The sequence below is a fragment of the Vibrio sp. Y58_MX_L22 genome (genome assembly GCF_024181865.1).
GTDB lineage: Bacteria > Pseudomonadota > Gammaproteobacteria > Enterobacterales > Vibrionaceae > Vibrio > Vibrio alginolyticus.
On the sequence record NZ_JAMZAN010000004.1, the window covers coordinates 173,028 to 185,095 of the forward strand.

A 12,068-nucleotide genomic window follows, 5' to 3' on the forward strand; every position below is an offset into this window, starting at 1 on the left:
CCTTTTTTTAGTGCTTGTTGTGAACTATAAAACGGAAGTAGCTTGCTGTTCACCTGCCGCTTTTAAGCGTTCGATTTCAGATTCCGTTTGCCACTTGCCGTTGTAAATACGTCGCCATTCAGGAAGTGGGGCGTTTTTAGCTCTCAGGTCAAAGGTATCGGCTACCGGAAATTCAAGGCTGCGAGAAGGGATATCTTCAATTCGAGGTTCAGGTCTTCCTTCAAAAAACGCTTTATGGTCTGGAAAATCAATACATTCAATGTCGTATTTGTTTGAAAGGGTCTCTAGCATTGCATCTAGGTCTTGAACAGTCCTAAAGAATATGTAGCTATAACCACGAGTTTGAGCTCTGAAGATGGTATGCTTCTCTAGGCTCCATTTAGAACACTCGTCATACTTGTGGTAGAAGCGAATCACTTTACGCTTTTTGTTGTAGTAGGCGAACAGCCAATCTTCTGTCTCTGCTACTCGAACTTCCGTAGGTTCGTCAGGCTGACGATTTAGCATACGAAATGAAACCAGTATAAACCCTCCAGCACCGACAAGAACCATGGGCCCAGCAATACCTACCATTACTACACAAACTATAGCACCAACCCAGCCCATGACCTGCGTTGCTGAGTTTACCCAATTAGGTAAATCACGTCGCTTTTTTATCACTAAGCCGTTGTCGGACAAGGTGTAGTCATAGCGATTGTCTAAACCAAAAGTCAAATAGGACACTCCAGACATGATTATCGTCAGACCCGATAAAATGTAAGTTAAGATCATTTCACTACTATCATGTAGGAAATAGGTAAGGAAAAATAATGGGCTAACTGCGGCTATAGCAATCGATAAATATAAGTATCGAAAAGGTTCCTCAATATCGTGCTTGTGCCAGGTTGCAAGATCTTTCCCCTTTAGAATTTGTTGCTCTTGTTCTTCTTGGTAGGCCGAAAGTTCGTCTGGCGTGATGTAAAAAGGTAAATAAGCCAAGGGTTACTCCTGTAAGCTAAGTTCACTAGCATCAGAAGTTAATGAACTTCTGATCGTTGCTTGTTTAGTATTGTCTGAAATCGCCGTATAAGTTGCACGCTGTTTTGCATTATTTTGGAACCAGTACTTACGGCTTAATTCGTTTTTATCATCAAGGATGTATTCAATCTCAAATGCTAGATAGTTAGCTGAGTCTTTCATTGGTAAAGTTAATTTATAGACGCTTTGAGAATCTGAGGAATCCGTTGAACTATTCAACGTTTCTAGATTTACTCCAGTGTACCAAGCTCCCGACATCAGTCCCTCCTCTGTTACAGAAGTATTTGTCCGAAGTTTTATGCCATCTCTTGCATTATTGGTGGGAACTTGGATATGTAGCTCAATACCAAACAATTCTTGTTTTGCTGCTGGGTACTGTGTTGATGAATTCGGAACGGTACGCATCATTGGTGTTTGGCAGATTAAAGGTTTATCCATTATGGTTTTTAACTCAAAAAGGGCCTCTTGTACTAAAGAAGAATTATGCTTTTCTCTCTTTACCAAGCTTGAGGATTGACTCCAACGTGCTTTATCTGGGTGATAGCCCCAAGGAAGTTTATCTAACCATTTTTGATAATCGTCTTGTTTAAGTTTACTCATGATATGATTACTAAGAAGGTAAACCGCAGTGAGTCCCATAATGACAAACATTACTGGTCCTCCAAAGAGAACGTTTGCCGACCATATACCTGTTATTCCACCAATGGCCTGAAAGGCACCAACGACCGTTAATCCGACCAACGAAGAAAAGTTAAAATACCCAGCGATTCTTGCATCTCTTTCTAGGTCATCGATGCTATTTAAAACACGATAAGCCTCTATTCCTGACGCTAGTGCACCTATGATCCCAGTAACTGCAAGCCATTTATTGAAGGTTTTTATGTCGTCTATTATTAGGTGCTCGAAACCATCGGCTTGATCTGCAATTAGCTTTTTAAGCCTTATCCGTGAGTGTGCTCTGAGTTGGGCTTCACCTTTCACGCTATCCCATAGCTTACCGGTGCGAATTCCCGTCCAAGCGTTTACTGTATAAAAAAGCTTTTGCTGAATATCCAAAAATTCATCTGAGGACATTAACCCCGTGTCTTGGATACTACTCATGGCATCACCAAGCGCGATGCAGTTGAATATTAGTGCTAAAAAGCCTAGGCCACCTGCATTCTCGAACAGTTTATTCAAATCATCGAGCTTATTCATAGCGATCCGAGTTCTAAGCTCGACGGTTCTTTGCGGTAGATCATCGGGTAATTCAATATATTGTGGGTACTCCAATGTAGTTACAGCGAGTGCCTTCTTAATTCTCTTTTTATTTTTTAAAGCTGTTGTGTATTTAGAGTCGGCTTTGCGGTTGTTTTTCTGGAAGTCAGCAATGACCGCATCGTTTTTCTTGAGCTCACTTAGGTAATCATTTACGCGTGTTTTCCATTTTTTAAAATCGCGAGCGTAGCTTTCATTTACAGTCACCGGCATATTGTGTGCCATATGCTCTGCAATAACGGCTAACAAATAATAGCTCTGACGGTTCAGAGGTTTAGCGAAAACAGGCATCAGTAAAATCGATGCTTGTGAAGTCATGCTAACGCCAAACTCTAAAACTCCTTTTGCAAGTGCACCTATTGCAGATTTAAAGATAATGTCCAGCTCTTGGAAACCTTTGGCGATATCCTTGAGAAAGTCCGTTTCCGCAGTGTTTGGGTTGGAAACAAAGTCCATGATCTTAGAGTACATATTCACGCGGTTGCTTGTATCAGATATCTGGTCCATCAACTGATTATCAGGTTCAGGATTGTCTGAGACGATCGACTGTTCATCAAGCGCCTCTGTAATATTCTTCTCCATCACTTTAAATAAACTACGACTAAACCCTGAGGCATAGAGAGCAAGTAAACTGGTTGGTTTTTCCCATTGGCTTTCAGCCCACTGTCGGTCTTCTTCTTGCATCACCAGAGTAAATGACTCAACGGCTTGCTTGTGCAGTTGATACAAGCTGTACTGCGTGTCTTCGCTGTATAGGTCGAAGGTTCTCTCAAGATGATGAGGTGTCAAAGATTCCATTACAGCAATAAAGTCGCGTTTGACCGAAACCACTTGGGCTAGCATGGTTTCTTTTTGTTCTGACAGCTCTTGCATCTCGCTCAGCATTTGCTTCCAGTTGAGCTGCTGACGCCAGCGTTCAGTCGCTATCCATTGTTCGTATTTACCAAAACGGCTCGCAGAAATTCGATATTTGTCCTGTATCGCTTTAGCAATGTCACTTTGGGTATGTTGGTGTGATTCAATCGCTCCAGCGGAAAATTTAGCAGGATAGCCGGACTGAACTGAGCTTTTGTTCTGCTCTGCCAAATTAAGTTGGTGAGAGGAGTCATAATAGTCAGCCATGTCGGTATAAAACGACAGCTCTTCGCCGTTACGCTTAACGCTAGCTGGCATGTCTATCTCGTCACTTGATCCAAACATACACAGTTGCATGGCAGTCTGCATCAAGTTCCACTGGTTTGAAAACTGGTCAGTGAAAAGGCGGTAAGGGCTTGCGGCACCAACAAAATGCAGTGACATATCTTGAATGTCTGCGGCGTAATCTTTTATCGCGACGAAGTAGCCTGATTCTTCTTCTGGAATCGCAGAGGTTAAATCGCTTTCGACTGCGACAGGTTTAAAGACAGAACCATCTTCATCTGCTTTGGTGGCGATGCCAGAATCCGCAAAGCGACCATCATCGACGGCAGAAGATTCAATATCAGCGACTTGGGTTAACTTATCTATTGGTGCAATGTTGTGCTGATTCTCGTTTGAGGACAGAACAATGGTTTGCATGCGATCGATATGATTACTCGGATTGTTAAGTACGCGCATGAACGTGTGCCATGTCCACCGGTGCTCAGAGAAGCAAATTGATAGTACGCTTCCGTTGACGTAAGTAAGGAAGGGCTTTGCATCTTGTGGTGTCCCACGCTGCTCTGATTTTGGGCTTTCTGATTCTCCCAACTTATAGAGCGTGAATTGCGTTCCTTTGATTTCGTATTCGTCTAAGCTTTTGTTGATTGCATCATACACATACAGCCAACCGTCGCGCAGTTGACGCAGGGTGTAACCAACGGTATTGAGTTTGGCTGGGCCTTGGCCTTTCCATTCTTCAGGCAAACCAAAAGGTTGTGTCTCTTCTGTTTCTAGCTGATCGATGGCATAGCGGACTGGGATAAAGTGCGCAGGTGATGCTTCCGTTGCTTCCTTCTCAGTTTTTAAATTGAGAGGCTCTGGTTCAGACGGCGGTGGCGGATCGATTTTTTTTGTTTCTCCCTCCCAAAACATACTGCGCTCTGGGGGTGAGCCAGCAAGATCATCGGATTCCGTGGTTGGAACGATATTCAGCGATTTCAGTGTACCATCGCTTTCAAATGCCTGAACGGCCTCCTCATAGGTATAGCTGTTGTCATACCAGAACATAGAAGTTTTTGGGGGAAGTGGATTATTCATCGTTAGCCCATGTTTAAGAGTTTTATTCTATTACGCAAATATCGCACCAAAATAAAGCAATTAAAAATCAATGAGTTAGATTTTTATGGTTTTGCTTCAATCAAATAATTGTTTGTTTTTCCAATAAGTTGGTTGGTGTTTACCATTTTTTGTATTGATTGAATCAAAGTTTGAGTTGTGAGTGATGCCTCAATGAGCCGACAAAACAAAAGGGCTCCAGAGTTAACTCTGGAGCCCTTTCTAGTATTTAAGCTCTAAATAATTAGCGACGCTTTGGTTTACGTTGACCAGCTGGTTTGCCTTGTCCTTGCGGGCGACCTTGGCCTTGCGGCTTGCTACCTGCCGGGCGGTTTGCACCGTTGCCGCTAGGACGTTGGCCGTTGCTTGCAGGGCGTTGACCACCTGTAGCTTTGCCAGAACCGTTACGGTTACCAGATGGCTTACCATCTTTTGAACCGCTTTCAGAGCGTTTGTTCAAATGACCACCGAAGCCTGGTTGATTTTTGGTATGTTTGGTTGCAAAGCGGTTTGCCCCGTGACGACCAGATTTACGACGTTGCGCAGGTGTTTGTGCTTCAATGTCTTCTGCAGGAACGAGACAGCCTTGTTTGTCACCAATCAAATGTTTTTTACCCATACTGACTAGGGCTTCACGGATCATTGGCCAGTTTGCTGGATCGTGGTAACGCAACAGCGCTTTATGTAGGCGACGTTGACGTTCACCTTTTGCTACAGGTACATCTTCACGTTTTTTGTACTTCACGCGTTTCAGAGGGTTTGTCTCTGAGTAGTACATCGACGTTGCGTTACACATTGGCGAAGGGTAGAAGTTTTGTACTTGGTCACATTCGAAGTTGTTCTTTTTCAGCCACAGAGCAAGGTTCAGCATGTCTTCGTCTTCTGTGCCTGGGTGCGCAGAGATAAAATAAGGGATTAAGTACTGCTTCTTGCCTGCTTCTGCACTGTATTTCTCGAACATCTCTTTAAAGCGATCGTACGTACCCATGCCTGGCTTCATCATTAGATCAAGAGGACCTTTCTCTGTATGTTCCGGTGCAATCTTCAAGTAACCGCCTACGTGGTGAGTCACGAGCTCTTTCACGTATTCTGGTGATTCAATCGCAAGGTCGTAACGTACGCCAGATGCAACCATCACTTTCTTCACGCCTTCAACTTTACGCGCTTCGCGGTATAAATCGATCGTGTGTTTGTGGTCTGTGTTTAGCTTGTTACAGATGCCCGGGAATACACAAGAAGGACGACGACAGTTCGCTTCCGCTTTTGGATCTTTACAGCCCAGGCGGTACATGTTTGCAGTCGGGCCACCAAGATCGGAAATTGTGCCGGTAAAGCCCGGAACTTTGTCGCGAATTTCTTCAATCTCGTTGATGATAGACTCTTTCGAACGGTTTTGAATGATTCGACCTTCATGCTCGGTAATCGAACAGAAAGAACAGCCACCAAAGCAACCACGCATGATGTTCACAGACGTCTTGATCATGTCGTACGCAGGAATTTTTGCTTTCCCGTACATAGGGTGAGGGACACGCGCGTAAGGCAGGCCAAACACAAAGTCCATCTCTTCGGTCGTCAATGGAATTGGAGCTTGGTTTACCCAAAGTTCACGATCACCATGGCTTTGAAGTAACGCTCGACCAGAGTACGGGTTCGTTTCTAGATGCAATACACGGCTTGCATGCGCATAAAGAATGCGATCGTTTCTTAGCTTTTCAAACGAAGGTAAACGGACCGCAGTCGTCGCAGCATCGTGGCGTGATGGGCGAATCGTGATTGGTTGTGCAACTGGCTCGTCTTTTTTAGTTTCACACTGAGTTTCTACTTCGTATGGGTTCTTTGGTACGAACGCTTCTTTACGAGGTTTTTCAATGCGAGAAGAATCAATAACCGTGTAGCCTTCTGGCGCCGCTGGCAAGTTCACGGCAGTACCACGAATATTGGTCATGGTGCTGATGTCTTCGCCGTTTGCGATGCGATGTGCTACTTCGACAAGTGCGCGCTCTGCGTTACCAAAAAGTAGGATGTCTGCTTTTGCATCAAACAGTACAGAACGGCGAACTTTATCTGACCAGTAATCGTAGTGCGCCACACGGCGTAGGCTAGCTTCGATACCACCTAAAACAATAGGTACTTCTTTGTATGCCTCACGACAACGCTGAGAGTAAACCAAAGTCGCGCGGTCTGGGCGTTTACCACCTTCGTTATTCGGTGTGTACGCGTCATCGTGACGAAGCTTTTTATCCGCGGTGTAACGGTTGATCATGGAGTCCATGTTACCCGCAGTGATCCCGAAGAACAGATTTGGCTTACCAAGTTGCATGAACTCATCTTTATTTTGCCATTCTGGTTGAGCAATGATACCGACACGGAAACCTTGTGCTTCTAGCAGGCGGCCAATGATAGCCATACCAAAGCTTGGGTGATCCACATAAGCGTCACCGGTTACAATGATAATGTCACAGCTATCCCATCCTAGGGCATCCATTTCTTTGCGACTGGTCGGCAAGAAAGGTGCCGTACCAAAACACTCTGCCCAGTATTTTTTGTACTCATGAATAGGAGTGATGTTATTGGTCATATTTTGCTCTCTGTTCCAGGGAGCGCGAATTATAGCGATTTGATTATCAGGTATCTATAACAAACTCATCTATTCCAGCTTAGTTCATCGAGTTTTATTTGGTTTGTAAAAATATCAATGCTCTATCGGCGATTTTCTGTCTAATTTCACCTTGAAAGCCTCATGGTTATAGATCGGTTCATGAAAAATGTCGCAATCTTAATACAAAGTATAAGCAATGGTGTGCTTATATGGGGTAAAGCCTATAATCAAATTAGTGCATATTAAATGCAAAAGGCTGAGCTGCTCTGGAAATAGTTCTAAGTCGATAGGCTTATCGTTGACACAATCCATCTATAAAGAGGATCGGCAGGTCCCAACTGGAATGTCGCGAATTGACTGTGAATTTTGAGCCTTGGGCTAATTACAAAAAAAGGGGCTAGGGTATGAGTGAATCTACGACAACAGTGCATCCAAAAATGCAAACGACTTCCAGTCTAACTCCTGTTATAGAGTGGTCTTACGATATTGATACTCGCGAGTTCGAATGTGATCAGCAAGGAATGGCAAAGGCATTTGGGATAAGTACGCCAGTAACCAGCCTAAATAACTTGTTTGATCATATGCTGATGGGGCAACAAGAAACGCTAAAACAACGAATTCTAGAAGTGGAACTCTTTGGCGGACGGGGGCGGTTTTCTTGTTGCATGATGCTAAAAAACGTTAACTTAGTGCACGTTACTATTAGTTTTGAAAGGCTCAATAAGCGCATTATCCAAGGCACTATCATTCCACAATTAACAATCACTGGTTGCGAGGAGTTAGCGAAAATCCTCGAAACGATTTTTGATTTGCCAAATGTAGGCGTTTTAGTTGCCGATGAAGATACGCGCATCTTAGGTTGTAACCGTGCCTTTGAGTTACAAATGGGCTATCAAAACCGAGATCTGGTTGGGCTTAAAACTCATATATTCAGTACCTCTCACCATAGCCAAGCGTTTTATGATCAGCTGTGGCAGCAAATTAATGATGAAGGATGTTGGTGTGGTAACTTGCTGAGCAAAACAGCAAACGGTAGCAACCAAGCTCATCATCTTTGTATTTACCGACTTACGTTTCACTCTGGACGAATTCTTTATCTCGGATTTTCTACGGATATTTCTGCTTCGTTGTTGTGGATGAAAAATCGTTGTGAACAACAGCATGATTGGGCTGCCTTTTTACCGACGAGGAAAGAATTTGAACTCCAATTAGCTACCTTAGCGAATGAAAGCAGAAATAAAGAACTCAACATTGTTATGACACTAAGACCCAAGTTTTCGGAGAGATACTTGCTTGAACAGCAATTAGGTTTTGCAGATTTTATTATGCGAAGTCGCTACACCAGTATTGCGGGGCAGTTATCTCGGGATGTGTTTGTCGTATGCTTGCAGACCCCTCATTGTCAATGGTTGAGCCCGGTTCGTTTGATCCAAATTGCCATGAAAGGGTTCTTTAATGAGCTTAGAAATGAAATGGGCACAAAAATGCATGCCACTATCGTTAAAGGCCAAACTGGTGTGTCAATCCTTGGCTATGATACGAACCGACCAAGACAAGCGCTAGCACATGCAGCGCAAGCAATGTTGTCCTCTATTTCCGGTGAAGGTAGCTATTTCAACTTTTACGACAGTGAACTTCACTCTGAATTAGTGAAGCGCCAACATCTCGAGGCGTTTTTGGAGGCGCAAATAGAGAGTGGGCTAGTGGACGTTTACTTTCAACCGATTATCGACGTTCAAACCGGAAGCGTGGTTAAGTTCGAGGCTCTCGCACGCTTCTATGATGAAAATGATGCGTATTGCACGCAAAAGATGATCGCTATTATTGAAGATCTAGAACTCATAGCGGCACTTGATGATGTGGTCTGCCAAGCTGCGTTGAAGCACTTTCCGCGCTTACAAGAAATTTATGGCGAGGAAGTGGGCGTGACCATCAATCGCTCCCTCAATACGAAATTGGATTCTCTTCAGATCCTTCAGCGGTCGCATGATTTGATTAAAGCCAGTGGTGTAGACCCTAAGCGAGTAACTATCGAGCTAACAGAAACCGCGTATTTTGAACAAGATGAGGAGCATACTCGAGCTCTAGAGGAAGTGCGGAAAGAGGGCATTGAGATCGCGATTGATGACTTCGGTACTGGGTATTCTTCTTTTTCTTATCTAGAAAAAGGGCAGTTTGATTTACTGAAAATAGACCGAAAATTCATCAAGAACATTCATAAAGGGAGCACCAGCTATAACATTGTGAAAATGGTCACCGAGCTTGCACAGCAAATGAATGTAAAAGTGGTTGCTGAAGGCGTGGAATCTAAGCAAGAACTTCAAGTATTGGCAGAAATCGGTGTCGATTACATGCAGGGCTTTCTATTTTCTGCTGCCGTGCCTGTCGATTTGATGGATAAAGCGGACAGTTATGAGCATCTGTTCTCTGACATCGCGATTGAGTCTAAGCAAAGTGATGTGCTGCAATCTTTGAGCCATGAACAAGTCAGGTCTATGGACCCTGGAGAACCGCTCTCCTTGGCAGTGGAGTACATGAATTTGAATCCAAGCTTGCCTTTAGTTGTTCTCAATGAAAATCGTTGTGTTGGGTTAATTACGAAAGAGACGGTGAATTTACACCTAACGCCCTCGATGGGCACAGAGCGAGAAACTGAACGAGAAAGCAGAATTTGGAAACGTCCTGTTAATCAGATAATGAGCACCGAATTTGTGTTGGTTGATGAGGATTTACCTGTCTCTGTTATTCGAGAGTTGGTTAAAACCGGCATTCGTTTCCCTTGGGTATTGTGTAATACCAAAGAAGAGTACCGTGGAGTTTTAACGCAGGAAGACGCGTTGAAGTATCTTGCTTCTCTGTGAATAAAATTGTCTTACCGTTTTAGCTCATTTGGGGGCCGACTTTCGGTGGTTTGGCGATAGTTGATTTGATATTATCGCCCCCCAAAATGACTTTTGAGCGTGCATTCAACATGATTCAACAATTGCTGGTTACTTTCCCTCCGATGCTATTTGGCGCACAAGCGCTACTGACTTTGCTTCTAATCAAGGGCGATATTTGTCCTGGTCAGCGAGGACGTCTTCATAAAATGTTGCCTGCAGTAGCTGTATTGTGGCTCGCTGTTGCGTCACTTCGCATTGAAGCATTTATGATCGTGTTTGCTATTTTCTACTTCTATTCTCAGGTTCAAACCAAGAAAACGCGTGAAAAAGGGCCACTATGGGCGATGCATTTAGCGAATGGTTTGGCCTTTGCGTATGTGAGTATTCAAGTATTTGAGCAATCAAGCTGGCCAGCATCGATAGCGATGGCGCTAATGATATTTTTCCTTGGGGCGTCATTTTCTCAATTGCTGCTTACGATAGCTCGCAGCAGATTACAGGCATTTCACCGTATTTTACCAGTTACGGGCATTGTGTCTGGAATGCTATTAGTCATCGCAACGTTGTTTGCTTCTTACCAGTTAAATGAAGCCACACTAAACGCTGCGACACAGCCGATCTTGCTGTCTTTAGCTATGCTAATTTCTTCAATTATTGTGTGGTGTTGGCATATTTTTACGCATAAGAAACCAGAAAAGGTGCAACTGAGCGTTGCCTTGCTTCTAGCACTCGCGTCGATGACGAGCCTGCAAGGTTTATTCTCTCTCGCGGCTTAACCTCTATTCTAAAGACAAAGCTAGACAGCTTATATCCAAGTGCTTTCTTGGTGCTTGGGTATAAGGTGATCACGTTTTAGATCGCACTCACTTTAAATTCGCGTGATTACTACTACGCTTGTTTATATACCTTGTCGAAGAGGAGAGTCGCGATGGATTTAAGCAATGTAGGTAATCTGGACAGCACTATTTTGCTAGGTATCGTCAACGAAAAGCTACGTTTAGAGTGCGACAGTTTTGACGAGTTAGTATCAGTGTATGAGATGGATGTAGAGTCTGTAGTCGGCAAGCTTGATATGCTCGGTTATCAGTACGATCCATTGACTAACCAATTTAAAGCATATCAACGCTAAGCCTTTCATAATCCAAATCTTTTAAGCCACCTTGATTCCGTCAAGGTGGCTTTTACATTGTAGCCTCGCGGTTGCGAAAAAAGCTTGTAAGTAACGCTTCTCTTTCTCTGAGTGACGCGTTGCTGCAAACAAGCGACGCCATAAGCCTTGGCCGAAAGGTTTACTGGTAATAAGACCTTGGCGAGAAAATTCAGAAATCGCCCAATTGGGTAGTGCGGCCACCCCCAATCCAGCAGAGACCATCTGAACTAACATGAGAGTGTTGTCGGCTTGCTTCCATTTCGCAGGTTCTATTCCTGCTGGCTGAAGAAAGTGTTTTACGACGTCTAGCCTTTGTTTTTGAACCGGATAAGAGAGCATGGTTTGATCTGCGAGATCTTGCGGATCAATAATGTCTTTTTCCGCCAATGGGTGGTTGGTTGCGGTAATTAAACGCATTTCAAAGTCGAATAGAGGCTCGTAGTGGACTTCAGATCGAGGTTGGATATCGGAAGTAATAACGAGATCGAGTTCGCCTGCCAATAGAGCTGGGAGTGGTTCAAAGCCAAAACCAGAGGAAAAGTCCAATGTTACGCTAGGCCAAGCAAGTTGGTACTCCCTAAGTGCAGGCATTAGCCATTGGAAGCAAGAGTGACATTCAATGGCCATATGTAATCGGCCATTGACGTCTTCTTTCAAGCTCGCTAAATCATTTTCTGCTCTTGCGAGTTTCGGAAGGATATCTTCTGCAAGACGCAATAGGATTTCTCCCTCTGAAGTGAACTTCACCGGACGAGTCTTTCTCAGGAACAGTTGCCCTCCAATTCGCGCCTCCAAATCTTTGATCTGATGAGACAGTGCCGACTGAGTGAGATGCAAAGCGGTCGCTGTTGCCGTTAGAGAGCCAGTGTCTCGAAGCGAAGTGAGTGTCCGCAAATGTTTTAGCTCTATCATGAATTCCTTTCATCCT

At 44.0% G+C, this 12,068-nt stretch carries 7 protein-coding genes; 3 read left to right on the plus strand and 4 right to left on the minus strand.

Translation table 11 applies throughout. From position 1 onward, the window contains the following. Positions 1-24: 24 nt before the first annotated feature. The 3 genes from NL626_RS11315 to NL626_RS11325 form a co-directional block, all read right to left on the minus strand. Positions 25-978 carry a hypothetical protein gene (locus NL626_RS11315; protein WP_182016746.1) on the minus strand — a complete coding sequence of 318 codons (954 nt, stop codon included), beginning with the start codon at positions 976-978 and terminating at the stop codon, positions 25-27. A 3-nt stretch (positions 979-981) separates the two neighbouring features. After that, positions 982-4,491: a T6SS effector BTH_I2691 family protein gene (locus NL626_RS11320; RefSeq protein ID WP_182016744.1), complete on the minus strand. Its 3,510-nt coding sequence runs from the start codon at positions 4,489-4,491 to the stop codon at positions 982-984. Positions 4,492-4,753: 262 nt separating this feature from the next. After that, entirely contained in the window at positions 4,754-7,087 is a 2,334-nt protein-coding gene (locus NL626_RS11325) for a YgiQ family radical SAM protein (protein ID WP_132936814.1), read from the minus strand. A gap of 425 nt (positions 7,088-7,512) precedes the next feature. Here NL626_RS11325 and NL626_RS11330 point away from each other — a divergent pair, with 425 nt between their 5' ends. The 3 genes from NL626_RS11330 (at position 7,513) to NL626_RS11340 (ending at position 11,119) form a co-directional block, all read left to right on the plus strand. Continuing rightward, entirely contained in the window at positions 7,513-9,969 is a 2,457-nt protein-coding gene (locus NL626_RS11330) for an EAL domain-containing protein (RefSeq protein WP_151514980.1), read from the plus strand. A gap of 86 nt (positions 9,970-10,055) precedes the next feature. Continuing rightward, a complete protein-coding gene (locus NL626_RS11335) occupies positions 10,056-10,766 on the plus strand; it encodes a hypothetical protein (RefSeq protein ID WP_005389354.1) in 711 nt (236 codons plus the stop codon). A gap of 152 nt (positions 10,767-10,918) precedes the next feature. Continuing rightward, a complete protein-coding gene (locus NL626_RS11340; RefSeq protein WP_005376762.1) occupies positions 10,919-11,119 on the plus strand; it encodes a DUF4250 domain-containing protein in 201 nt (66 codons plus the stop codon). A 21-nt stretch (positions 11,120-11,140) separates the two neighbouring features. On the opposite strand, the gene metR is transcribed toward NL626_RS11340, so the two are convergent. Continuing rightward, positions 11,141-12,052 carry an HTH-type transcriptional regulator MetR gene (metR, locus tag NL626_RS11345; RefSeq protein ID WP_065274681.1) on the minus strand — a complete coding sequence of 304 codons (912 nt, stop codon included), beginning with the start codon at positions 12,050-12,052 and terminating at the stop codon, positions 11,141-11,143. Between the last annotated feature and the right edge of the window lie 16 nt (positions 12,053-12,068).

Coding starts and splice junctions, on each gene's coding strand:
- NL626_RS11320 (WP_182016744.1), bottom strand. CDS start 4,491: ATGAATAATCCACTTCCCCCAAAAACTTCTATGTTCTGGTATGACAAC.
- metR (WP_065274681.1), bottom strand. CDS start 12,052: ATGATAGAGCTAAAACATTTGCGGACACTCACTTCGCTTCGAGACACT.
- NL626_RS11335 (WP_005389354.1), top strand. CDS start 10,056: ATGACTTTTGAGCGTGCATTCAACATGATTCAACAATTGCTGGTTACT.
- NL626_RS11325 (WP_132936814.1), bottom strand. CDS start 7,087: ATGACCAATAACATCACTCCTATTCATGAGTACAAAAAATACTGGGCA.
- NL626_RS11330 (WP_151514980.1), top strand. CDS start 7,513: ATGAGTGAATCTACGACAACAGTGCATCCAAAAATGCAAACGACTTCC.
- NL626_RS11340 (WP_005376762.1), top strand. CDS start 10,919: ATGGATTTAAGCAATGTAGGTAATCTGGACAGCACTATTTTGCTAGGT.